The 23,919-nt window shown below is 51.4% G+C and carries 23 protein-coding genes; 14 read left to right on the top strand and 9 right to left on the bottom strand.

Annotated elements, in window-relative coordinates:
• The first annotated feature begins 68 nt into the window (after positions 1 to 68).
• The 5 genes from P40081_RS20085 (at position 69) to P40081_RS20065 (ending at position 3,905) form a co-directional block, all read left to right on the top strand.
• On the top strand, positions 69 to 1,079 hold the full coding sequence (locus P40081_RS20085; protein WP_042137946.1) for a CobW family GTP-binding protein: 1,011 nt from the start codon (positions 69 to 71) through the stop codon (positions 1,077 to 1,079).
• Positions 1,080 to 1,172: 93 nt separating this feature from the next.
• Positions 1,173 to 1,520 carry a four-helix bundle copper-binding protein gene (locus tag P40081_RS20080; protein ID WP_039304665.1) on the top strand — a complete coding sequence of 116 codons (348 nt, stop codon included), beginning with the start codon at positions 1,173 to 1,175 and terminating at the stop codon, positions 1,518 to 1,520.
• A gap of 213 nt (positions 1,521 to 1,733) precedes the next feature.
• Positions 1,734 to 2,702 carry an ATP-binding cassette domain-containing protein gene (locus P40081_RS20075; protein WP_052421914.1) on the top strand — a complete coding sequence of 323 codons (969 nt, stop codon included), beginning with the start codon at positions 1,734 to 1,736 and terminating at the stop codon, positions 2,700 to 2,702.
• Positions 2,699 to 3,409, top strand: a complete 711-nt coding sequence (locus tag P40081_RS20070; RefSeq protein WP_042137944.1) for a hypothetical protein — start codon at positions 2,699 to 2,701, stop codon at positions 3,407 to 3,409. The genes P40081_RS20075 and P40081_RS20070 overlap by 4 nt, the downstream gene beginning before the upstream one ends.
• 31 nt (positions 3,410 to 3,440) lie before the next feature.
• Entirely contained in the window at positions 3,441 to 3,905 is a 465-nt protein-coding gene (locus P40081_RS20065; protein WP_042137943.1) for a hypothetical protein, read from the top strand.
• A gap of 86 nt (positions 3,906 to 3,991) precedes the next feature.
• Here P40081_RS20065 and P40081_RS20060 read toward each other — a convergent pair whose 3' ends face one another.
• The 3 genes from P40081_RS20060 to P40081_RS20050 all read right to left on the bottom strand — a co-directional run bounded on the left by P40081_RS20060 (position 3,992) and on the right by P40081_RS20050 (position 9,301).
• Positions 3,992 to 5,248, bottom strand: coding sequence for a winged helix-turn-helix domain-containing protein (locus tag P40081_RS20060; RefSeq protein WP_231575151.1), 1,257 nt, complete (start codon positions 5,246 to 5,248; stop codon positions 3,992 to 3,994).
• A gap of 141 nt (positions 5,249 to 5,389) precedes the next feature.
• Positions 5,390 to 7,486 (bottom strand): ABC transporter ATP-binding protein, encoded by a 2,097-nt coding sequence (locus P40081_RS20055; RefSeq protein WP_156118655.1) that lies wholly within the window; start codon positions 7,484 to 7,486, stop codon positions 5,390 to 5,392.
• Between the two features lie 66 nt (positions 7,487 to 7,552).
• A complete protein-coding gene (locus P40081_RS20050) occupies positions 7,553 to 9,301 on the bottom strand; it encodes an ABC transporter ATP-binding protein (protein WP_042137940.1) in 1,749 nt (582 codons plus the stop codon).
• 481 nt (positions 9,302 to 9,782) lie between these two features.
• Between P40081_RS20050 and P40081_RS20045 the strand changes: the two genes are divergently transcribed.
• Positions 9,783 to 10,100, top strand: coding sequence for a HesB/YadR/YfhF family protein (locus P40081_RS20045; protein ID WP_042137938.1), 318 nt, complete (start codon positions 9,783 to 9,785; stop codon positions 10,098 to 10,100).
• Between the two features lie 128 nt (positions 10,101 to 10,228).
• Here P40081_RS20045 and P40081_RS20040 read toward each other — a convergent pair whose 3' ends face one another.
• On the bottom strand, positions 10,229 to 10,744 hold the full coding sequence (locus P40081_RS20040) for a hypothetical protein (RefSeq protein WP_039304650.1): 516 nt from the start codon (positions 10,742 to 10,744) through the stop codon (positions 10,229 to 10,231).
• Between the two features lie 120 nt (positions 10,745 to 10,864).
• Here P40081_RS20040 and P40081_RS20035 point away from each other — a divergent pair, with 120 nt between their 5' ends.
• A complete protein-coding gene (locus P40081_RS20035; RefSeq protein ID WP_042137935.1) occupies positions 10,865 to 12,613 on the top strand; it encodes an ABC transporter ATP-binding protein in 1,749 nt (582 codons plus the stop codon).
• Positions 12,614 to 12,724: 111 nt separating this feature from the next.
• Here the strand turns inward: P40081_RS20035 and P40081_RS20030 are convergent, their stop codons facing one another.
• Both P40081_RS20030 and P40081_RS20025 read right to left on the bottom strand, forming a co-directional pair.
• Positions 12,725 to 13,168, bottom strand: coding sequence for a DUF441 domain-containing protein (locus P40081_RS20030; RefSeq protein WP_042137933.1), 444 nt, complete (start codon positions 13,166 to 13,168; stop codon positions 12,725 to 12,727).
• A 20-nt stretch (positions 13,169 to 13,188) separates the two neighbouring features.
• Positions 13,189 to 14,172 (bottom strand): YpdA family putative bacillithiol disulfide reductase, encoded by a 984-nt coding sequence (locus P40081_RS20025; RefSeq protein ID WP_042137931.1) that lies wholly within the window; start codon positions 14,170 to 14,172, stop codon positions 13,189 to 13,191.
• Positions 14,173 to 14,391: 219 nt separating this feature from the next.
• On the opposite strand from P40081_RS20025, the gene P40081_RS20020 reads away from it, so the two are divergent.
• The 4 genes from P40081_RS20020 to rsgA all read left to right on the top strand — a co-directional run bounded on the left by P40081_RS20020 (position 14,392) and on the right by rsgA (position 18,247).
• Positions 14,392 to 14,988 carry a DUF2087 domain-containing protein gene (locus P40081_RS20020; protein WP_039304641.1) on the top strand — a complete coding sequence of 199 codons (597 nt, stop codon included), beginning with the start codon at positions 14,392 to 14,394 and terminating at the stop codon, positions 14,986 to 14,988.
• A 120-nt stretch (positions 14,989 to 15,108) separates the two neighbouring features.
• Positions 15,109 to 15,567 carry a DUF3939 domain-containing protein gene (locus P40081_RS20015; protein ID WP_039304638.1) on the top strand — a complete coding sequence of 153 codons (459 nt, stop codon included), beginning with the start codon at positions 15,109 to 15,111 and terminating at the stop codon, positions 15,565 to 15,567.
• A 154-nt stretch (positions 15,568 to 15,721) separates the two neighbouring features.
• On the top strand, positions 15,722 to 16,390 hold the full coding sequence (locus P40081_RS20010; RefSeq protein WP_042137929.1) for an HAD family hydrolase: 669 nt from the start codon (positions 15,722 to 15,724) through the stop codon (positions 16,388 to 16,390).
• A gap of 765 nt (positions 16,391 to 17,155) precedes the next feature.
• On the top strand, positions 17,156 to 18,247 hold the full coding sequence (rsgA, locus tag P40081_RS20005) for a ribosome small subunit-dependent GTPase A (protein WP_042137927.1): 1,092 nt from the start codon (positions 17,156 to 17,158) through the stop codon (positions 18,245 to 18,247).
• Positions 18,248 to 18,443: 196 nt separating this feature from the next.
• On the opposite strand, the gene P40081_RS20000 is transcribed toward rsgA, so the two are convergent.
• On the bottom strand, positions 18,444 to 19,070 hold the full coding sequence (locus P40081_RS20000; RefSeq protein WP_039310081.1) for an FMN-dependent NADH-azoreductase: 627 nt from the start codon (positions 19,068 to 19,070) through the stop codon (positions 18,444 to 18,446).
• A 329-nt stretch (positions 19,071 to 19,399) separates the two neighbouring features.
• On the opposite strand from P40081_RS20000, the gene P40081_RS39055 reads away from it, so the two are divergent.
• Entirely contained in the window at positions 19,400 to 19,537 is a 138-nt protein-coding gene (locus P40081_RS39055) for a hypothetical protein (protein WP_171715981.1), read from the top strand.
• Between the two features lie 139 nt (positions 19,538 to 19,676).
• Here P40081_RS39055 and P40081_RS19995 read toward each other — a convergent pair whose 3' ends face one another.
• Complete coding sequence (locus P40081_RS19995) at positions 19,677 to 19,916, bottom strand: hypothetical protein (protein WP_039310083.1); 240 nt, start codon at positions 19,914 to 19,916, stop codon at positions 19,677 to 19,679.
• A 180-nt stretch (positions 19,917 to 20,096) separates the two neighbouring features.
• Here P40081_RS19995 and P40081_RS19990 point away from each other — a divergent pair, with 180 nt between their 5' ends.
• Entirely contained in the window at positions 20,097 to 20,765 is a 669-nt protein-coding gene (locus P40081_RS19990; protein ID WP_144026005.1) for a hypothetical protein, read from the top strand.
• On the opposite strand, the gene P40081_RS19985 is transcribed toward P40081_RS19990, so the two are convergent.
• Positions 20,752 to 22,491 (bottom strand): alpha-amylase family glycosyl hydrolase, encoded by a 1,740-nt coding sequence (locus P40081_RS19985; protein WP_042137923.1) that lies wholly within the window; start codon positions 22,489 to 22,491, stop codon positions 20,752 to 20,754. The genes P40081_RS19990 and P40081_RS19985 overlap by 14 nt on opposite strands.
• 389 nt (positions 22,492 to 22,880) lie before the next feature.
• Here P40081_RS19985 and P40081_RS19980 point away from each other — a divergent pair, with 389 nt between their 5' ends.
• A complete protein-coding gene (locus P40081_RS19980) occupies positions 22,881 to 23,888 on the top strand; it encodes an ABC transporter substrate-binding protein (protein WP_042137922.1) in 1,008 nt (335 codons plus the stop codon).
• Positions 23,889 to 23,919 lie beyond the last annotated feature (31 nt).

Raw genomic sequence — 23,919 nt, 5'->3', positions numbered from 1 at the left:
TCTTGCACAGAGGCGGTCATTGTAGTACACTCGCTACCATAACTGATTTTTGCGGGGAGCGATTGAACTTGGAACAGTCATTACCAGTTTATATATTGTCGGGATTTCTCGGCAGCGGCAAGACTACATTACTGCAGCGGCTGCTGGAGCACTGGAAGACGCAAGGGCTCCGGCCGGCGGTCATCATGAACGAGCTTGGCGAGGTTAATCTGGATGGTCTGCTGGTAGAGCAGTCTGTGCCGATGGCAGAGATGCTGGGCGGGTGTATCTGCTGCACAAGCAGGGGAGATTTAAGTACAGAACTGACCACTCTGGTCAAAAAAGAATCACCGGATGTAGTCGTCATTGAAGCGACAGGCGCAGCTAATCCGCTGGAGATTGTCGATGCAGTTACTGAAACTTCACTGTATCAGCAGGTGGAGCTTAAAGGCCTGATTACTGTTGTCGATGCCGCCCATCTCCTGGAGCTGTACCGTTCCCAGCAGGGGGCTACCTACCGCCTCATGCAGGAGCAGATCCGCTGCGCATCCGTGCTTATTCTGAATAAGACAGACCGGATCAGTGCTGAAGAGGCTGAAGAGATCACGGTTGTGCTGCGCAAATGGAATGCGTATGCAGAGATAATGCCCGCTGTACGCTGTGAGCTGGAGCCGGATGCCCTGCTCGGCAATATCGGTGGAGTCTATTCGGAAGAACGTGGTGTAACAGAAGAGAATGAGCATAGTGAACAGGATGGAGATGCCAGGCAGATGCATGCTTCGCATGATCATGTGATGGCGTACACGCATTATTTCAAGAATTCCGTGAACAGCGAGGCCTTCGAACGGTTTGTTAAGGACTTGCCGCGTGATGTGTACCGGGCTAAGGGAATTGTATCCTTTAACGATACCTCCAGCCGGTTTCTGTTTCAGTATGCATACCGGGAAGCGGATTTCATGAAAATCACCCCCCAGGGCGAAGTGCCTGATGTTGCCGTATTTATCGGTGAACATTTCTCCTCCAGCGAACTGCGCACGGAACTTCTGCGGTTGGAGAAACGTCTGCTGGCAAGACCGGCTGCCGTCAAAAGAAGCCTGTAATACCTTCCCCTGAAGCCGGGGGATTGGTTCGTTCCTTTTCTTGCAGGTTAATACATAGGCATACCCTATAATAATTGCAGGAGGTTTAAGGCTATGACCCGAATTCAATATCAGGAATGCATTGATGCTTGTATGAAATGTATGGATGCCTGTAACTATAGCTATGTCTCAAGCCTGAAAGAATATGATTTGGCAGCACTAAGGGAGACTATCCAGCTTGACCGCGAATGTGCTGACATGTGTTCTTTCGCAATCCAGGCAATGACCCGGCAGAGCCCGTTCGTGGTGGAGATTCTCCGGTTATGTGCTGATATCTGTGAGCGCTGTGCGGATGCGAGCAGCAGACATGAGCATATACACTGCCAGAAATGCATCGATGCCTGCCGCAGTGCGGCAATGGCCTGCAGACTGGTAAGCGGAGCTGTTGAGGTATACGCATAATACAGATTTAAGCACTTCCTTATATAAAAGCAGGGGCCAGACAGGTGCGGGAATCATTCTGCACCTGTCTGGCTTTTTTGTATCCGATATTCAGTAATCTGCGAAATCCAACAGGAGAAAAGGAGACTTCCGGCGAATGTAGTAAATAGAGAACTTTGGCTGTGATTCCATGCGGCCTGTGTCCTAAAGTAAATTGATGGAGGCTTTAAGCGGATGTTCCTTCAGAGTACAGACAGAATTAATAGGCCGGAAGATGCGGCGGATGCACCGCCGCTTATTACACTCACCCGGGGAGCCAAGCGGTATGGAGGCCGCCCGGTTCTTCATGAAATATCAATGATTGTCCGCCCTGGCACGGCCACGGCGCTCATCGGCCGGAACGGCTCCGGCAAGAGTACACTGCTCTCCATTCTCGCGGGACTGCTGAGGCTGTCCTCCGGTGAACTTACATACGGCCGTCAAGGGCTGACTACGGGTTATGCACCCGAAGCGTTTCCGGGACTGAAATTAACAGCAGAAGATTATCTGCACGACATGGGCCGTATTGCCGGGCTCTCCCGGGCGGCAGCGGTATCGCGGGTGAGCGAACTTCTGGATATCTTTAAGCTGGGAGCGTCCCGCAGCCACCCTTTGGCAGGCTTCTCCAAGGGCATGCTGCAGAAGGTCAATCTGATCCAGAGCCTGCTGATCCGTCCGCAGCTTCTGCTGCTGGACGAGCCTATGTCCGGGCTGGATCTTCCGGCGCAGCATACGCTGACCGAACTGCTGCAGGAGCTGAAGTCGGAAGGGACGGCACTGGTCTTCTCCGTGCACGAGCCCCAGACCGTAGAAGCTCTGGCGGATGCCGTGTATGTGCTGCAGGAAGGGCGGATTATCCGGACAATCCATGGAGCAGAGAACCTGCGGACGGTGCCGTCAGTACATATCGTCTACACAGACCTTCCGCCAGTGGAACAACAAGCGGTAATGGCGTTGCCTGGTGTGCTCCATATGCTGCAAGTGCCGGATTCTGCAGGTGCAGCCTGTACAGGATTGACTGTAGAGCAGAAGATGTCGGATACTTGCCTGCAGCAGATTCTTGCCGCAGGAGGTTCAATTGTTTCGGTTGAACGTCTCGGGGGCTTAAGCGGTATAACAGAGTGGATGGACCCGAAGGAAGAGAACGGGAGTGGACGCGGGTGAAGGCTCTCATCGGATATTTTTTGCGCAGCTACAGTGTCTCCCAGCGGTATTTCGGTCCGGTTGCCGGCATTATTATAGCCGTGTTAATTTTGTATTCCTATAAGCCTAATCCTGTAATGAACAGCTACTCCGCTACGGCAGTCTTTCTATTTGTAGCCTGCTGCTGGCTGGGGTTAAGCTTTCTGAATCATGAGCATGCGGTACAGAAGCAGGTGGTTATCGTCCAGCTCCGCAGTGCCCGCCGCTACAGTATCGGCGGTATACTTACATTGGGTCTGCTCACCCTGCTGCTGGACCTCTTCATTGTCATCTATCCGGTGTTGACCGGGAGTTTCAATGAACCGGCCGGGCTGGACCGGATCCTGCTTGCTTTTACCGGACATGCTCTACTTGGGATGTTGGGTATTGCGGTCTCCCTGTACCTGCAGTCCTCGTGGGTGTCCAGAACCAGCTACGCCGCCGGCTTGATGCTGATCACCATCATTTTGTCCATCAGCGCCAGCAAGGTTGCTGAGCTGGTGCCCGGACCCGTTGTCCCGGTGCTGCTGCCGCCCGTATTTCCGGTGATGGATGCAATGATGAATGCGGATACGCTGCCGGTGCCGACCCTGCTTGGCGCCTATGCCCACGCGCTGGTATACATAATATTGCTGACCGGATTCTACATTTACCGCTCCGGCCGCATGGACTATAACAAAATAACATGAGCTAATAAACAGATCAGGAACGGGAGGAAAGATGAAGGATACACAAGTACCGGAGAGTGAACAATCCAAAGAGCTATTTGCTTATTTCGGGCTGGCCGTTTATTATTGCCAGGCGCTGGAGCAGCAATTGACCAATCTGCTGCTGCTGACCAAGCTGTCACAGGGCAAAACGCCAACCGACGCAGAGATATCAGAATTGTATCAACGCAAGCTTAGCAATTCACTCGGCCAGCTCATCAAAGAAATCCAGCATCACTTTCCATTCTCGGAGGAAGAAACGAGCCAGCTTCAGGCAGTATGGAAAGAACGCAACCACATTGTCCATGATTATTTCAAGGAACGGATTCAAGAAACGTTCACTCCGGCGGGACGGGCCCATATGATCCGCGAATTGAAACGGTTTAAGAACAAGGCAAGCAGATTGGAGATTAAGTTGCAGGGCTATTGTACAGAAATGTACAGCAAGCTGGGTCTTGAAGAAGAGCATATCAAGTAACGCCATCCTATCAGTTCATACCAAAGAGACTCACTCTTTACGCAGATAAACCCTGCGGATAAGAGGAGTCTCTTTACGTTGTGCGGTTATTGTGGAGAGGACAGCGCGGATTCCAGCTCCTGCAGCCCGCAGGACTGGACAGTTTCCGGCGCAAACCGGATACCGGATGCTCCGGTTGATCGGGCAAGTGAAGTAAGAGCCTTGACGAGCGCGGGAAGCATGCCCGGAACAAGCGATTCTCCGGTTTCCCACCACCAGCGGACAATGGTAAGAATTCCGCTCTTCTTATCCATCACCGGTTCAAGCCGGGCGATAAAGCGGTCGCCATATAGAAGGGGAAGTACATAGTAACCGTATTCCCGCTCAAGCACCGGCTTGTATACCTCCCAGCGGTAATGGAAGCCAAACAGCTGGCGGATCAGCTCTCTGTCCCACAGCAGGTTGTCGAGCGGAGCCAGCGCCGCTGCGAATGTAATCTCTTGTGTGCCAGTGCCTGTATCAGCGGCGTCTTCCAGCTGCAGTACCGCTTCCAGCTCGGGAGCATCTATTGTCCGCATATACAACGGAAGCTTGATGCCCTCGACCCGTACCTCGCGGAGCTTATCGCTTAGCAGCAGGCGCTGCACGGCTGCTGTCCGCTCCTTGCTCTTAAGGCCGGAGATTCCGAGCCAGCCGTCCCCAGATTTGTTCCATTGCAGACCGATGCTGCCGATCCGTCTCAGTACATACCAGTCATGGTGCTGATCCATAGTTACATTCGGATCGCTTGCACTGAGCAGTCCGGCCGGCAGCAGCTTAGCCGTAAAATCATAATAACGGCGGGTATGCACCCGGTGGTGAATGGAGAGCTCTCCCCAGAAATACATGCTCTCCATCGCTGCCCGGGATAGTCTCGCCGGAGCCCAGGACCAGTCGATCTTCTCTTTGCTCTCCAGATCGAGCGAAGAGAGCGGACCCCGCGAGTTCAGCTCCTCACGGACATGGGTGACCATGGGAGCCATAGCTTCATTGTCCTGATGCCTGGCGGCGGCTTCTCTGCGCCTCTGGAAATAAGGCCAGTCCTCTGTGCAGTAGATCGACATATTCTTGTCCCAGCCGTCAATCAGCAGCCTGTCCTTATAGAGCAGCTCCGTGGCCATTTCCGGCCGGAATCCCGGGAGTCTGGCCTGTAGCACAAGCTCATGATTATGTCCGGCGATGCTGAGCGGATCATATTGGATACAGCCCACGTGGCGGACGAACTCGTGGATGCTCATCTTGCCCTCCTTCAGTCCTCCCGTGACCAGCCGCTGGTGACGCAGCAGGAACAGCCGGGCTTGCCGCTTGCTCAGACTATAGGTCATCAAGTCCTTCACCCCATCCGTATGTATTGCTTTCCATTATACGGAACAAATGTTCTGAACTCAAGCGAAAGAACCCCCCTGAAGCTTCTACAGCATCAGGAGGGCTTGTTAACAGCAGAGAGGCTGGCTGATCCTCAAAGATTAAATCTGCTCCAGTGACGGACGCAGTCCGGCAGCGGAAGTAGAAGAGGAGACAGCGCCTGAGGCCGGTGCCTCCGCACCGTTACCGGCACCGGCACCCAGCTGAAGCTGATACATGCGGAAGTAACGTCCGCCAAGTGCCATCAGCTCATCATGGCTGCCCCGTTCAACAATCTCACCCCGGTGCAGCACCAGAATCTGGTCTGCGCTGCGGATGGTGGACAGCCGGTGGGCAATGATGAATGTAGTCCGGCCCTTCTTCAGCACCTCCAGCGCCTGCTGGATGATGCTCTCCGTTTCGGTATCGATGTTGGAGGTCGCTTCATCCAGAATCAGGATCGCCGGATCGAACGATAACGCTCTGGCGAAGGAGATCAGCTGCCGCTGGCCGGCGGACAATGTGCTGCCTTTCTCAATTACCGGTTCGTCGAAGCCTTTCGGCAGATGGGACAGCAATTTGTCAGCCCCTACTTCACGCAAGGCACGCTCTACACGTTCCCGGCTGATGCGTTCATCCCCGAGACTGACATTCGAGGCAATCGTTCCGGTGAAGAGGTAAGGATCCTGCAGCACAATGCCCATATGGCTGCGCAGCCACTGTTTCGGCAGATCCTTGACCTCCTGGCCGTCAATAGTGATGCTTCCGGCTTGCGGATCATAGAAGCGGAACAGCAGATTGATGATCGAGCTTTTGCCCGAGCCGGTATGACCGACCAGAGCGACAGTCTCGCCCGGACGCGCCTCGAAGGAGATATCGCGCAGGACGAAGTCTTTTTTGTAGGCGAAGGATACATCCTTGAAGACAACATCACCTTTATAACGCGGCATCGAACCGTCGGTTACCGGCTCTCCAGGCTCATCCATCAGGGTGAAGACGCGCCCTGCGGATACCATCGAGCTGTCGAGGTTCGCCAGCTGGTTGACCATCCCTGTAATCGGCTGGAACATCCGTCCCAGTACATCGACGAAGGCGTAAAGGACGCCCAGAGAGACGAAGGTTGAACCGTCAAGACTGCCGAAGCCGAAGTACCACAGCACGAGCACGAAGGAGAGACTGCGCAGGGAGTTCACCAGGTTGTGGGACGTGAAGGCATTCAGGTTAAGCATTTTGTTCTGGTATTTCAGATAATCATCATTCAGCTGTTCGAATTCCGCACTACTCTGCTTCTGGCGGCGGAAGATCCGGATAATGGACATCCCTTGAATGGATTCATTGATAATGGCATTGATCTCACTAAGGCGTGAGCGGATGATCGTATTATATTTCGTTGCAATCTTGCGGTAGAGCACAATCCAGACAATGATAATCGGCACGATGAACAAGCTGACAAGACCCAGCTTCACGTCCAATAGGAAGAGGGCAACATATACACCCGTAATATTAATAATCCCTGTTGCGAAGTTGGACAATACAGCAATGAACAGATCCTTGACTGCTTCCGTATCATTGGTGACCCGGGACACCACCTTGCCTGCAGGCAGATTATCGAAGAAATGCACCGGGAGGCGCTGGATATGCGCATACACATCCGTCCGCAGCTTGCGGATAACCTGGTTGGCTGATGATTGCAGCCAGTAGGTTTTGCCGAACTCCGCAATTATGGAGATGACGAGGAACATGGCGTATAGAGCGACCAGTTTATAAATCCCGGGGAACTCCGGTTTGTAAAATGAAAACAGGTCATCAGCCGACAGTCTGACGGCCGGATAGACCGTTGCCTGGTCGCCATATTGGATGCGCAGGCTCCCGTCCGAGAAACTCCGTTCGCCTTCGGTCTGGGCTACAGCTTCATTAATGAAATAGAAGCTTCTGCCAGCCTGAAGCAGGCGGATTTCCTGGCCTTTGACTTCATCTGCGGCAAACCGGTCACCGCGCTTGTAATAGTTGTTGTTATATTCAGCAGCATCTTCAGGCGAAGCAGTCTCGAAATAAGGCTTCTCAATCGCGAGCAGGTGATTGTCAATCATACTCTTGGCGATGAAAGGCCCCGCCAGCTCAGCCGCTACCCCGATGGTGAGGAGCAGAAGGGCTGCTATGAATGTTTTTTTGGCAGTCAGTGCGTACTGCAGCAGACGTTTGCCTGTACTCTGTGTCAACGGTGACACCTCCTATATTTCAGAACATTATAATAGATATGATGCACGTTATAACTTGTTTTTGGGTTATTCATTCGTCAGGTTATTCTCAACCTGCTGACGGTCGAACTGCTCACGGTACCAGCCGTTCAATTCAAGCAGCTCCTGGTGGGTACCCCGCTCCGTAATATGTCCTCCGTCAAGCACCACGATCAGATCGGCGTGTTCAATAGCCGAGAGGCGGTGGGTGGAGATGAGCGTGGTTTTACCGCTGCGCTCTTCACGGATGTTCTCGATGATCTTGGCTTCTGTCCTCGCGTCAACAGCAGACAATGCATCATCCAGAATCAAAATATCCGGATTAGAGATGAAGGCTCTGGAGATCGAGACCCGCTGCTTCTGTCCTCCGGACAGGGAGACACCACGTTCGCCAACCATCGTGTCGAGCCCGTCGGACAAGGTGCCGAGATCATTTTGGAATGCTGCAGCCGTTATAGCCTGCATAATGAGCTCATCGCTGGCTCCCGAATGGCCGAACTGTATGTTCTCGCGTACCGATTTGGAGAACAGAATCTGTTCCTGCGGGACATACCCCATCCAGCTGTGCAGCTGATCCAGGGCAATCTGCCCGATCGGAACACCTGAGATCAATATCTCACCCTGGCCGGTCGGATATTCATGCAGCAGCTGCTTCAGCAGGGTCGATTTGCCGCTGCCGGTCCGTCCGACCACACCGAGTGTCTGGCCCTGCGACAAGGAAAGGCTGACTCCACTCAGGTTGTCGATGGTTGAGGTCGGATAGCGGAAGGTCACATCCTTCAGTTCAATAGATGACGGATGTTCTACCGGGGTTGGATGAGGAACATCCTGCACATCAGGTATGGCATGCAGTGTCTCATCGATCCGCTCCAGCGAGGCGCCGCCGCGCTGCATAATGTTAATCAGCTCGCCGATGGCGAACATCGGCCAGACGATCATGCCGAGATACATATTGAAGGAGACAAGGTCTCCAAGAGTGATCTGATTGCGGAAGACCAGATAGATTCCGTAGGTCAGTGCAATAATATAACTGAGGCCTACGCAAAAGCGGATCGTCGGCTCGAAGAAGGCATCGACCCGGGCTACGGCCATATTCTTGCGGTATACATCTTCGGTGATATCAGAGAAACGCTTCTCATCCTGGCGTTCCTGCACATAGGCACGGATAACGCGGATACCGGATACGGATTCGAGCACCTGATCATTCATGTCACCGAAAGCATCCTGCGCCAGACTGTAGCGGTCGTGAATGGCTTTGCCGTAGAAGACCATAGCTATCGCGATTAGCGGAAGCGGGATAACTGCGGCAAGTGTCAGCTTCCAGCTGACCAGGAACCCCATGGCGAACAGCACTACTGTCAGATAGACTGTCGAATCGACGAGGGTCAGCATACCAAAGCCTACGGTAGCTGATACCGCACGGATATCATTGGTGGCCCGGGCCATCAGATCACCGGTGCGGTTGCGCTCGAAGAAGGCCGGTGTCATCGTCATGAGATGATTCATGAAGCGCGAGCGCAGCAGGCGCTCCACCAGGTTTGAACCTCCGAACAGCTTGTGCATCCATATGTAGGTGATCCAGTAAATTACCAGCAGCATGAGCACGATCATGCCTATATATTTCATTAGTGAACCTGCAGTAATGGAGCCGCTGACAATATCGTCGATGGCGTTACCGAGGAGACGGGGAGGCAGCAATTCAAGCACACCTACCACAATTAGCAGTATAAGGCCTATAGCATAGCGCCTTTTTTCCCGGCGGAAGAACCAGCCGAGATCGCGGAGAACGGAGAACAAGGGAAATCCCTTCCTTTCGTGTTGAGAATGTTGTTTGCCGGCTTGGGTAAGGATATTATGAAGCTTCAGGACAATGGATAACTCTCTCAAAGCATGCAAAAAAGCGTACCATCCGAAAACGGATGATACGCCTGTCATTTACGACTATCATGTCCACGGTGCTTGTCGCAGCACAGAGACATGGAAGAGAATTGCTTAGCCTGAATTCATACGGTACGCGTAACACGCATGATACTCAGGAATTATCCATTACTCGGGCTGCTTCGGTATTCAGTTGTGTGGATTTGCCGACAATAGTTAGGAAATATGCTGGAACAATAGTAAACACCGCGCTCACCCTTTCTTTGATTTGGTAATAACTTGAAGACGCTTCGTTATGTTCCGAGTTTATCATCCCCCTTCAAGGATTGTCAAATGTAATTTTGAACAAATAGCGAATAAGCTGTATGATAAAATAAACTTAATCGGGAGGAGTGGAGAGATGAACATGTTAATTAGCACGGAAGCTGCCGCCTGGTTCAAGAGAGAGCTGAGCCTCCAGAATGGAGCGTATGTCCGTTTGTTTCCCCGGTATAGCTCAGGGGGCGGACTGCATCCCGGATTCTCGCTGGGAATCGCTACAGAACCGCCGGGCCGTCCCGCTGTTCAGTTTGAGCAGGGAAGCCTTATTTTCTATATGGAAGAGCAGGATCTGTGGTACATGGAGGGGTATAGCCTGTCGATTGTCTATTCGGAGGCTGAGGATGATATCGAGTATAAGTATGAGCCTGTGCCGGTCGCCGGAGGCGTAAAGGAATAACCCGGAAGTGAGGAATGGTGCAGGCCCCGTTACGGTGAAAGATGTCAAAATCCCTTGCCAAGTGGCAAGGGATTTTACGTGAGAACGCATAGCGGATAGGCATTCTGCCTACATCAGCTGCTGCGGCTTCAGGGTGAGCTGCGGAATGTTTCTTCTTCCATCGCGAACTCGAAATCATCAATATCAAACACCTGTACCGGCACTCCGCCTTCGATGATACGCTGAATCAGCTCGAACTGGTCGGTGAGAATCGGTACCTGCTCACGCTGGGAGGCCAGCAGCAGCTCCGTCTCGATCGGATCAAAGGTTTCCCCGTAGGAAGCGTTGTCGAGGCTGTTGATGATGGTAATCTGCGCCTGTCCGCCGAGCAGAATGCCGGAGCTTTTGGCCCACGGGACATTGAGGCAGCGGTTGATCTTCTTGGAATTGAGCGGTTCCTCGAAATAGTTGATCAGCTCGCGGATTCTCAGCTTCACATGCTGGTCATCGTCAGCGTGGCTCATCACCGGCTCATCACTGTCCCGTAGTTCGTACAATTCCATAATAGTAGTGTAAGGCACTATATATTCTACAGGGCTCCGCGGTGCGAGAAGCTGGCCGTAAATCGCCATCATGACGGCTTCCGTCACAAATTGTCTGGGCATCATTATCCTCCTGGATTTCAGGTACTGCGATCGTAACTAATAAAATTATAAAAACACTGCGGAGCGCAAATGTCAACAGTGTCCGGGTAAACCAATTAACGGGAAAGGGCGTAAGAGGCTGTGAAACAATGGAAATCTTATTATACCTTCGTACGGCCTTACATGAAATGGATAGTGCTCACATTAATTATCGGGATGATCAAATTCAGTATTCCGCTGACGCTGCCGATGATTTTGAAGTATGTAGTAGATGATCTGCTGGGCAATCCTGCGTTAACCATTGCTGACCGGGTGTCCAAGCTGATGATCGTGCTCAGCGGCGCATTTGTGCTGTTCGTGATTATCAGAGGTCCGGTAGAGTATTACCGCCAGTATTTTGCCCAGCTGATTACAAGTAAGATCCTCTTCGATATGCGCAATAAGCTGTATGGACATATGCAGCGCCTGTCGCTGCGTTATTACCAGAATACCAAAGTGGGCGAGGCGATCTCCAGATTTATTAACGATGTGGAGCAGTCGAAGAATCTGGTTGAGGTCGGAATGATGAATGTCTGGCTGGACATGTTCACCCTGCTCTTTGCACTCGGGTTCATGTTCTACCTGAATCCGGTGCTGGCGCTGGTCTCGATTGCGATTCTGCCGTTGTACGGCATTGCTGTGAATACCCTCTATAAGCGGCTTAAGGTGCTCACCAAGGACCGGTCCCAGGCGCTCGCGGTCATTCAGGGCTATCTGCATGAACGGATTCAGGGGATTGCGGTGATCCGCAGCTTCACCATGGAACGGGTGGACCAGCAGCAGTTCAAGGACATTAACGGCCGATTTCTGGAAAAAGCGATGGCGCAAACGCGCTGGAACGCTTTTACCTTCGCGATTATCAACACCTTGACGGATATCGCGCCGCTGCTCGTCATTGGATATGGGGGATATCAGGTGATCCAGGGTAATCTGACTCTGGGAACCTTCGTAGCCTTCTTCGGATACCTGGACCGCATGTATGCACCGCTTCGCCGGCTGATTAATTCCTCGACTGTGCTGACCCAGGCTTCTGCTTCGCTGGAGCGGGTGATGGAGCTGATGAACGAGCCTTATGATATCGTAGACGCCCCGGGGGCGAAGCCGCTGCTGGCACCCGCAGGAGAGATTGAATTCAGCGGAGTATGGTTCAAGTATAACGATGAGAACGAGTGGGTGCTGCGCGATATTAATCTGCGTATTGCTCCGGGGCAGACGGTGGCTTTTGTCGGGATGAGCGGGGGCGGCAAGTCCTCGCTGATCAGCCTGATTCCGCGGTTCTACGATATCAGTGAAGGCAGCCTGCGGATGGACGGGCAGGATATCAGAGGGCTGACCCAGGAGAGTCTGCGCAAGGCAGTGGGCATGGTGCTGCAGGATAACTTCCTGTTCAGCGGCTCCGTGCGGGATAATATTCTGTTCGGCAATCCGCAGGCAGGGGAGCAGGAGGTCATTGCAGCGGCGGTGTCAGCTAATGCGCATGATTTCATCATGCAGCTGCCGGAAGGCTATGATACGGAGGTGGGAGAGCGCGGAGTGAAGCTGTCCGGAGGCCAGAAGCAGAGAGTGGCGATAGCGCGGGTATTCCTGAAGGACCCCAAAGTGCTGATTCTGGACGAAGCCACCTCGGCGCTGGATCTTGAATCAGAGCATCTGATTCAGCAGTCGCTGCAGGCCCTCTCCTCAGAACGGACCACACTGATTGTGGCGCACAGACTGTCTACCATAACCTATGCCGATCAGATTGTTGTGCTGGAGAACGGGGCCGTTACTGAACGCGGAACCCATGAACAGCTGATGGCGGTGGAGGGCAGCTACGCCCGCCTGTTCAATGTGCAGCGGCTGGATGGTTAACAGGGTCTCCAAGCGCCAGCAGGGCGTCAACTTATTAGGCAGGACAACAAACAGGCTGCATACTCACCCGATTAGGTGAAGATGCAGCCTGTTTCATCTTTGCGGCGGGGTTCAGATCCGTCCAATCAGCAGCGACAGGATGCCGGCCGCTATCAGCGGACCAACCGGAACGCCTTTGAACAAAGCGACGCCGATGACGGTTCCAATCAGCAGTCCGGCCACAATGGTCGGCTGGCTGCCCATAAGCACCGCGCCGCGTCCGCCGAGATAGGCAACGAGAATCCCGATTCCGATTGCGGCCAGCGATTTCCAGTGCAGGAACGATTGCCCGATCGTCTGCAGCGAGATTTTACCGCTGGCCAGCGGTGTCATCACTCCGATGGTGAGGATGATGATGCCAATGGTAAGCCCGTATTTCTCCAGCCAGGGAAAAGCCTGCTGCAGGCCCAGCACCCGGATCAGCAGCAGAACGACCATGGCAATCGTGACCGGAGAATTGCTGCTGATAATCCCCAGTGCCGCGAGACCCAGCAGCAGTAACGAGGTCATATCCATAGCTTAGAAGCACTCCTTCTCTAAGAAAGCCTTTTGCTCATAATATGATCGGCAATCAGTTTGCCGTGCCCCCGACCGCTCTCGATGAATACCTCATTGGCGTTCCGTCCGGACGCGATAACGCCTGCGACATAGATACCGGGAATATTGCTCTCCATCGTAGAAGGATTGAAGGCAGGTTTATCGAGGGACTCATCCATCAGCACACCTGCCGAGGATAACAGGGTTCTGCTCGGACGGAAGCCGGTCATGGCAAGGACGAAGTCATTATCAAGGATGCGTGTCTCCCCGCTGCCTGCCGTGACCACTGCAGAAGACGGGGTGATTTCCGTTACCCGTGACTCCAGATGAAGAGTAATATTCCCTTTCTGGACCATGCTCTCAAAAATCGGACGCACCCATGGCTTAATATTCTCCGAAATACTGCTTCCACGGTAGACCATATCCACCTTGGCACCGACCCGGATGAGCTCCAGAGCGGCATCAACCGCCGAGTTGCTTCCCCCGATGACGGCAACCTTCATGCCGGAATACGGATGGGCTTCACCGAAATAATGGGTTACTTTGGATAGCTCTTCCCCGGGAATCCCGATCATATTCGGCTGGTCGAAATAACCGGTTGAAATGACTACATTCGCGGCGCTATGGTGCTGCTCTTCTCCGCGCTTGTTGCGTGTATGTACGATGAAGCTGCCATCCTCCTGCGGCAGAACGGACAGTGCCTCCTCATAGGCGGCGATGTCGAGGCCATGCTGCGCGGCAGCGCGGCGGTAATAGACCAGGGCTTCATGGCGGTATGGCTTGTCGTTCGGGGAGGTGAAGGGCACATCTCCGATTTCAAGCAGCGGGGTTGTACTGAAGAACTGCATATTCGTCGGATACAGGTAGATAGAATGGACAATAAAATTCTTTTCAATGATCAGGCTGGAGAGCCCCTGGCGCTGGCATTCTATAGCTGCAGACAGTCCGCAGGGACCCGCACCGATAATAATTACGTCTTTCATAATAGCTGCATCCTTTCGGGTAAGTATTCTTTTCAGTAAATGGTACCTTATATTTTAGATTTTTGCCATTCCCCGGTGTTTCCAGTAACAAGAGCATTGCTCAAACGTTGAAAAAGGTATATAATTAGATATATATCTAAACGCAATGCAGCAGATAAGGTATGTATTTTCATACAACAGAGTTTATGAATGTTCAAATGTCTATAGGAGTGTGTTCCGATGCAGTTAGATAAAATTGTTGCTTACCATAAAGCGTTGTCCGATCCGACCCGGCTGCGGATTCTGCTGCTTTTGTCCAAAGGCGAGGTTCACGGGCATGCGCTGGCCGAGAAGCTGAACCTGTCACAGCCCACTGTTACCCATCATGCCGCCAAACTGCGTGAAGCTGCGCTGATCATGGAGCGCAGAGACAAGAATACCGTATATTTCAAGCTGAATCCTGAGTTTATTCAGGCAGGCTCAGAGGCCTCGCTGAAATTTATTTTTGCCAAGGGGGTGGAAGAGATGGAGGAAGAGTCGCCGGAGAGCAGCTTGAAGGAATCGGTGCTGCGTAATTTTTTTGCCAAGGACGGACGCCTGCGGCAGATTCCCGCACAGTATAAAAAGAAGCTGATCGCCCTGCAGTATATGGTGGAGAAGCTGGAGCCGGGTGTAGTCTATTCCGAAAAAGAGATCAATGAATTCATCAAGCCGTTTCACGAGGATTATGCGACGATCCGCCGGGAGTTCATTATGCATCAATTCATGTACCGGGAGAATGAAAAGTATGAGCTGAATCCGCCAGAGTTGTGGACTCACTGGGAAAATGTCAAATAATGATCTAATAAATGGGGATTTTGTGTGACAAGTTCGAATCTGCTGATTAAATGTTTGAATAACGAATAAAATGGAATTGTAAGCGTTATCCGACATAAACTTCGAAAGGAGACTTTCAGTATGATATTCAAACGCGCCAAAAAAAATATGCCGTCTGTTCATCTCACCGTTACCTTGCCGCAGATCAAGCAGGCTGTTAGGCAATTTGAAGAAGATATGCCTGCGCCGATTAACCGCACTGCTCTGATTATGGAAGATAAAAGTATTGATCTAAACCGGCTTAAACGATATTTGGGCGGGGTCCCGCAACAGAAGTTCTATATGTCCCGCGAAACCTTTGAAATCTTTGAGGAAGCTGACAAGCTGGTACCGTATTATCTCGACATGGTGCAGTCGGCTGTAGATAACTATATCAGTGACACGGGCAAGCTCCCGCTGCTTGAAGATGCCTGGCTGCCAGAAGTTCATTACCGGCTGCTCTCCACGGAACGTTATCTCAAGGAAACGCCGCCGTTCCCGCTTTACATTACGGAAGAGGAAATGATGCTTACGCATCGCGCAGAGCATTTTGAATCTTAAGCGTCCCGGACCTGATCTGAAAATAGAGGCCATCCTGTGAAAGAAGCGTTTGTTCTTCTTAACAGAATGGTCTTTTCTTTGTTCCCCGGTGCATAGTACAATGAATTTCTGGTGTAGGAATCATTGAAATTGATGAAATAAGGGGAACGAAAGAATGAAGGAAGTACAAGCCTTACTGTTTGACCTCGACAATACGCTGATGGACCGTGATCAGACCTTCCGCAGCTTCAGTATGAAATTTGTACAGGATTTCCTCGGACACCTGAATGAGGATGAAGCCGGCCGGGTGGTTGAAGATATGATAATCAGAGATGCCGACGGCTACCGTGATAAGGATGGCTTCTTTGCAGAACTAAGCGAGGTTCTCCCTTGGCAGACAGAGCGGTCGGCAGAGGACATCCGGAAATACTACGACGAAACCTATATTCACCACGGGGCAATCATGAAGCATGCTGTGGCGACACTGGAATATTGCCAAGGCCGCTATCCGCTGGGACTTGTAACGAATGGCAGCAGGGATATTCAATATAGCAAAATTGATCTGCTCGGCCTGCGCCGCTATTTCCGTACTATCGTAATTTCCGGTGAAGTCGGAATCAGCAAACCGGACCCGCAGATTTACCGGCTGGCCTTGGAACGCCTGGGTTCAACCGCTGACCAGACCCTGTTCATAGGAGACCATCCGGTGAATGATATCTGGGGGGCAGTCCGGGCCGGAATGGATACCATCTGGCTGAAGCGTAACCATGCCTGGGATGAGTCGCTGAACGTGCAGCCGATAGCCACCATTCATGAGCTGAATGAGCTTGAAGGCATTATTTAATTGGATTTTGTTAAAAAATTCAAGAGTACCTGTTGACAAACAGCTGGCAGCGCGTTTATCATAACAGCATATTAGTTCGGAAGGAGACGATGTCAAATGACAGTTTATACCGTGTTATCAGGATCAGTTGCAACTGTTGTGGATACGTGTCTTCCGGGAACAGCGGCTGTGGAATAAGATTCCCAGCTTAGCAGGTAAGCTCTAACATGCCTTTTAGAGCCGCCGGGAACCGTATCGGTTCCGGCGGCTTTTTTGCGTGCATAGCCAGATGTATATTCATGCGCTTGAATATATCCTGGTCTGCGACACGCACAGAAACCTGAGGCAGCTTTCTTTGTTCGAGGGGAGTGCTTCAGCTTTTGGTTTGGATTCCGCCGCCGGAACCTTTGGGTTCCGGCGGTTTTTTTGTTGAAACAGTAGCCATTATATGCTGCACGCTGTAAAAGATGCTGCTGTGCTAAAAGGATTGGAAGGGGTACAAACTCCCGGAAATACACGTGAATGATTAAGCAGGCTAGTGAAGCTATTGGTTTAGAATTGAATATTTGAGAAATGAGAAGGAGTGACGGAGGGGGATTTTGGGCTGGAGGAGCGGTAGCGTTCGCCTTTAGGTTTGGATGTCCACCGTGAACACGGTGTTAAATCATGAAATCCAAACCTAACAGCGGCCGGAAGCCCAAATATCCACCGCAGTGGCGACTGATCCTAAAACTCAAAAAGGCAATATTTAAAGCTCAATACGTAACAATTACCAGGAGGAAATGAATGAATATGGAACAGTATGGCTGGAATGAAGAATGGAAAAATAAGTGGACAGAGAAGCTGAAGCAGCTCGAGGCCAGGGTACTTGAGCCGGGCCGGATTGTCGGTGATTTCGGCAGCAAGTACCGGGTCATCGCAAGCACGGGAGAGATCTGGGGAGAGTTATCCGGCAAGCTCAGACATACCTTGACAGGGTCCGGTGATTATCCGGCGGTTGGCGACTGGGTGGCTCTGGCCATGCAGGACGGCGGTGAGCATGCCGTGATTCATGGCGTCCTGCCCCGCCGCAGCGTAATTTCGCGCAAGGTGGCAGGGGTTACGCAAGAGGAACAAATCGTTGCCTCCAACGTCGATACCCTGTTCCTGGTCAGCGCCTTGAACGATGATTTCAATGTACGGCGGATGGAGCGTTATCTGATTATGGCCTGGAACAGCGGGGCGAATCCGGTGATTCTGCTGACCAAGGCAGATCTCTGTGCCGATGCGGCGAATAAAATTGCCGAGATGCAGCAGGCGGCTCCCGGGGTAGCTGTACACGCGGTCAGTGCGCTGCTCGGCGATGGGCGGGAGGAGCTGCTGCCTTATATCGGCCGCGGTCAGACCGTAGCCCTGACCGGTTCTTCCGGCTGCGGCAAATCAACGATGGTCAACTGGCTCAGCGGACAGAATCTGCAGCTAACCCAGGATATCCGGGAAGGGGACAGCCGCGGGCGGCATACGACCACACACCGTGAGCTGTTTGTCCTGCCGGACGGCGGCATCATTGTGGATACGCCGGGGATGCGTGAGCTTCAGCTGTGGGAAGATGAGGGAGGCCTGGATCTGGCCTTCGGTGACATCAGCTCGCTCGCGGCAGACTGCCGCTTCAGTGACTGCCGCCATGTTCGGGAGGAAGGCTGCGCGGTGCTTGAGGCAGTAGCAAGCGGTGTACTGGATGAGAAACGGCTGCTCAATTACCGCAAGACGCAGAAGGAACTGCAGTTCCAGAACAGCAAGGAAGTGAAGCAGAAGCGCAAAACCGTAGCTGCTTCCTCCAAAAGCACACCTCCGCGTGCCAAAGGCAACAGCTGGCAGCGGGTATTGGAAGAGTATTAACCTCTCCGCGGAGCACAAAAAAGGCCCTGCAGCTGACGTAGCAGCTGCAGGGCCTCTTCCTGTAGGGTCCGGCGGGTGTCCCGGAGGATGCACCGGAGGAGCTATATATAAATAAAAGTCCGGTTGATGTTATAGCAGATGCCTGATAAAAAGTGCGGAGCTCTAAAGGTGAAACCGGACTTTTAACGCTGGCGGATTAGAACGATGCAGCTGCAGTTTTTGCCAGTTGCAGACCGGTAGCGATAATTTCAGCGGATTTCTGCGGGTTCTGGTTGTGTCCTTCAACGATAACTTGTGTAGTTTCCTTGAAGCCCCAGAAGTTCAGGTTACCCATGATGAAGTTAACAGCCATTTCAGCACTTGCTGCCGGGCCTTCGGAGTACACGCCGCCTCTGGCGTTCAGTACAGCTGCTTTTTTGCCTGTCAGCAATCCTACAGGACCTTCAGCAGTATACTTGAAGGTTGTGCCGGCCTGGTTCAGGTAATCGATGTAAGTGTGCAGTACGGCCGGAACAGTCATGTTCCAGAGCGGGAAGGCGAATACCACTTTGTCAGCGGCCAGGAACTGGTCCAGATATTTCTTAACAAGAGCGGCGCCGGCAGCTTCTTCAGGAGTTGCCTCGAAGCCTTGTGCTGCTTTGTATACGCCAGTGATCAGCGTGTTATCGTAGTAAGGAAGTTGTTCAGCGAACAAATCCAGTTCAGTAACTTCATCCTGCGGATGGGATTCTTTGTAGCTCGCCAGGAACTCATTATAGAGCTGAACACTTACAGATTGCTCGGCTGGGCGGTTATTTGCTTTGATAAACAGGACATTAGACATTATGATTTCTCCTTAAATATATATTTAATATTAACTATAGATAATATAGCATTTAATAAATTGTTTGTAAATATCCGTCGGATAAAATTTTTATTTTGCCGACACAAACAGGCTGTTTTTTGCACAGATACCATATCTCCTGTTGAAGGAATCCAATCGCAGAAGAACCGTCAATATGTAGTAAGACTAATTTCGCAGCTGTTTGCAGCAGTGATATTGGCTGGTTTAAGCCATCCGGGACCCGGTTATATAGGTGTTACAAGGAGACAAGGAAATGATTTCCTCTCCCTACAACGGGATTCTGATCCCATTCCAAAGGAGCGATTGACATGTCCATTGACCGTTTCATAATTAAGAAATTGGACAACTGTCACGAAGAGCATACCCGGCGCAACCTGGTGAAGTTGTTCAAGCTGCGGATTCAAAAGGCAGAGAAAGAAGAGAAACGGAATCTCAGGATTGGCTGAGGTAAAGCATACCCTGATCATACAGATAACACGCATTATATAAAGAGGGCACATTCCTGGACTGCAGGCGTGTGCTTTTTTGTATGGTGTTCTCCGGGGCTGTATCATGCATATATTCCGGCAAAAAAATATCCCTCTATTAATAGAGGGATAAAGCCAGTGAATCATTTTCACTATAACTGTGCAATATAGCTTCTGAGCCTTTAATTTCGATACTGATCAGAGAATTCAAACATTTCTGCAGGGCGTTTTTTCCCTTTTGAATTTTGAGCTCCAGTGTGCTGTTAAGCAGTCGAAGTACTTTTTGGGTAGGCTGTTTGTTTTCTGTTGTGAAATATACTGGTACAAGCTTGTTCTGAAATGTGATGAGCATTCTCATTTGAAATCACCTCGCTAAAAGTATTTCATGGTATTGATCTTACCCTGCATTTCTTAATTTTACCTTAAAATTAGCTTATGATAACATAAAGATTGCAAGTTTTATAGTTTTACCGTTTTTTGAAAGCCACTCATTGACAATAAATTTCAGATTTATGGGAATAGGGAAGGATATATGGATGTGAAAACTCAAGATGTAATCTGTTTAGCACAGTTTCTGTTCCCCGGTGAAACAGAGCGTAAAGTGGTGGCGGATATTCTGCAGACCGTCTCTGGTGCAGTTGGAATATGCAGGGTGAAGTACATGGAAGGCGAATCTTCGCAGGATGTATGCATGCAAATACATAAAGATAAAATAGTTGTTACCGGTATACTGGAAGAGGACCCCTTCGGTTATGAATTGAAGGAGCCAAGTGAGATGAAGCGGGCCTGTTATTATCTTTTTAATTGCTTTGAATATGCAGAGACCCGCATGGTGTCTGTTCCGGCACTCTTCCTGTCCAGAAGCAGGTATGAGGAGATTAAACAACAAGCAGGGTCCTGCAGTTTGTGTATGCTGGCTGAGTACCTGGGGGAGGAAACAGGTGATTTGGCCAGTTCAACTGAACTGGCCAAGGTTATGTTGGGCCCGGAAATGACCGGAGAACTGCGGTTATGCTCCCGTGCCGGCAGCGGCTGGAGCCTTCAGCAGGCTTCATATTTTGAGAACGCTTCTGGCGGCTGGCTCCTGCGGATGAGCTCCGAGCCCGCGCGGGACTATCTGATCGCCGCCCCGCTCACGAAGGCGGAGCTGTGCTGCGCCTTTTATGAGTGGGTCATGCATTCTACTCCGATTTTTACTCCAGAATAACTGTTGTGTAAGCAGGAAGTGTGAGTCTGCCGCTGCCGAGTGCAGCCTTGCCGCCAACTGACCGGAGGATACCAGCGTATGTAATGCCTCCAGTTCCGCTATGAAGCTGCATCGTCTGTGCCGATCCCGTTAAGTTATGAATAACAAGGACCTGCTGTCCGGCGGTTATCCGTTCATAAGCCATAATTCCCCCGTTCCCGGAAGGGTAATCACGTATGTCCCCGTCTCGCAGGGCCGGCACCTCTTCCCGCAGCTGAATAAGCTCGCGGTAGCGCACCAGCAGTGAATCCCTGCGCTTTTGCTGGCTCTCTACATCGGCCCCGGGATTCGCAGCGTTATTGCTGCCCGGCTCCCACGAAGTCTGACCTGTATCCAGTCCGTCCGGCGTCCATTTCATGGGCTCACGGATGCCTTCATCCGGCTTCACACCCAGCAGTCCGATCTCTTCCCCATAATAGATAAATGGATTACCCGGCAGGGTCAGCAGCATGGCTGCCGCCATTGCGGCATGATCTGGCTGATTCTCAAGCTGGCTCATGACCCTGTTCTGATCATGATTGGTCAGGAAAATCGCATCTGTGAAAGCACCGCCTGAGATTTGAGAATACAGTTTGTATGTCCGTTCCAGGGTGAACGCGGCTCCGCTGTCCTTCTCCGTTTGAGCCGAATGGACCAGCGTTTCAGCAAGCCCGAAGTTAAATCCGGAATTGAAGGCCTGATCTAGATAGGCCCCTACGGATACAGCGGAATTCTCCCAGACCTCACCCACGATATAAGCCTGCGGATTCACCTCGTTCATGGCTGTGCGGAATTCCTGCCACCAGGCTACATTCTTGGCTGTTGTCGCCGTACTTTTGTCCGAAAGAAGATCCTCATAAATATGCTTTGCAGCATCCAGACGGAACCCGTCGACGCCTTGTTCCAGCCAATAGGTACCGATGCTCTTCATTTCCCGGCGGACCTCAGGATTATCGAAGTTCAGATCCGGCATTCCCTCCCAGAAAGTCCCCATATAATGGCTTCCCCGCAGAGCATGCCACGGACTGCCGGCAGCACTGCTTCCACTGACCGGGCGCTTCTGATCTTCGGCCCAGATATACCAGCTGCGGTATGGGCTGCCTGGATTCCTGGCTGAATCCACAAACCAGGGATGAGCCTTGGATGTATGGTTCACTACCAGATCCATAATTACCTTGATGCCCCGTTTATGTGCCTCCTTGATCAGTGTCTGCATATCTTCGAGTGTTCCATAGTCAGGGTTAATACTCCGGTAATCGGTTACATCATACCCGTGATAGCTGGGCGAAGGGTTAACCGGCATCAGCCATATTCCTCCTACACCCAGATCCTCATGGGTCCCCGGGTCGCCGTCATTCAAATAATCCAGTTTCTCCGTGATCCCCTGCAGATCACCGATACCATCCCCGTCTGAATCGTAGAAGGAGCGGACGAATATTTCATAAAATACGGTGGAAGGCTGCTCGTCTGCAGCTGCATTCGGATTAGCGGCAGGTTGCACAGCGCTGTTGTTCTGTATCCCTGCCCCTGATTGCGGTTCTGTACTGTGAACGGGAGAGGAAGGTTGTGACGATGAGACACCGGCAGCGTGATTTCCGCCTGTGCGCTCAGTGCTGCTGCAACCGGCCAGCAGCACCGCAGCCAGGCCAGTGATTGCTAAGGCATGCAGCATACGGGTTGTTGGAATAACTGATGAAGAACGAGACATAGAATTAAAACTCCTTTCAGGCATTCAGGATATTTTTCTTCATTAAAATATGTAATTTCGTAAGCGCTTTATTGTTACATCTTATTGGAAACTCCTCTATTGGTAAAACGTTTGCACAAGCTGAATATTGTGATATATATCCATGGGAGCGTTCTTGAACAAAGAAATCAAAATTTATCGCTTAAATGCTTTGATTTAGTCTGTTTTATTGCCTGATATGAGTATTGGCTTAATCCCTGTCCGAAAGATCTGCCGAAAATATATACAAATCGCTTTATATAACGCATATTTTTTGTGCAAACGATAGCAATACAGGTCTTTAACCTTTCGGCGGGCAACCGCATATGCATAGAGCAAGGGCGAAAGACCCGGAAGAAAGGAGAATGAAGATGAATCTCAAGAAAAAACTGTCATTGTCGCTCCTGATGATTGTCACGTGTTTCACAGTACTCGCCGGGTGTGGCGGTGATTCGGCTGTAGTGAAGGTGAAGATCGGTGAGGTTACCCGCTCCGTGTTCTATGCGCCGGAGTATGTGGCGTTGTCCCAGAATTTCTTCAAGGAGGAAGGGCTGGATGTCGAGCTGCAGACCATACCGGGCGGGGATAAAACGATGACGGCGCTGCTCTCCGGTGCTATAGATGTAGCGCTGGTCGGTTCGGAAACTTCGATTTATGTGTATCAGCAGGGGGCGGATGATCCTGTGATCAATTTTGCCCAGCTTACGCAGCGGGATGGAACATTCTTATTCGCACGTACACCGGACAGTGCTTTCACATGGGACAAAGTTAAAGGGTCCACTTTCCTGGGGCAAAGGCAAGGCGGCATGCCGCAAATGGCTGGCGCATTTACCCTCCTGAACAAGGGGATTGATACCGCCAGGGATCTGACGCTGATTCAGAATATTGATTTTGCCAATATTGCCGGCGCCTTTGCTTCCGGGACAGGGGATTACGTACAGCTGTTTGAACCGCAGGCATCGATCTTCGAGAGTGAAGGAAGGGGCCAGGTTGTCGCTTCATTTGGCGTAGAGAGCGGTTATCTCCCGTATACCGTGTTCATGTCCAAGGAAAGCTACATCAGCAAAAACAAAGACACAGTGCAGAAATTCACCAATGCCATCCAGCGTGCACAATTGTGGGTGAAGGATCATAGCGCGGAAGAAATCGCTGATGCGGTTATGCCTTATTTTGATAAAACGGACCGTAATATTGTCGTCTCCGCCATCAGCCGCTATAAAGAACAGGACACTTATGCGGTAAACCCGGTTATTGATGATAAAGAATGGAACAATCTGCTTGATGTGATCGACAACGCCGGTGAGCTGAAGGAACGTGTCCCTTCAGGTAAGATTGTGGATAACACTTTTGCTGAAAAAGCGGAGAGCAGCATTAAGTAGGGTTGTGATGCTTCCGAAGCTAGTTTTGCTG

Source organism: Paenibacillus sp. FSL P4-0081, assembly GCF_000758565.1.
GTDB lineage: Bacteria > Bacillota > Bacilli > Paenibacillales > Paenibacillaceae > Paenibacillus_AQ > Paenibacillus_AQ phytohabitans.
Note: the sequence above shows the minus strand (reverse complement) of the source record. Positions and strands in the feature narration are given on the sequence as shown.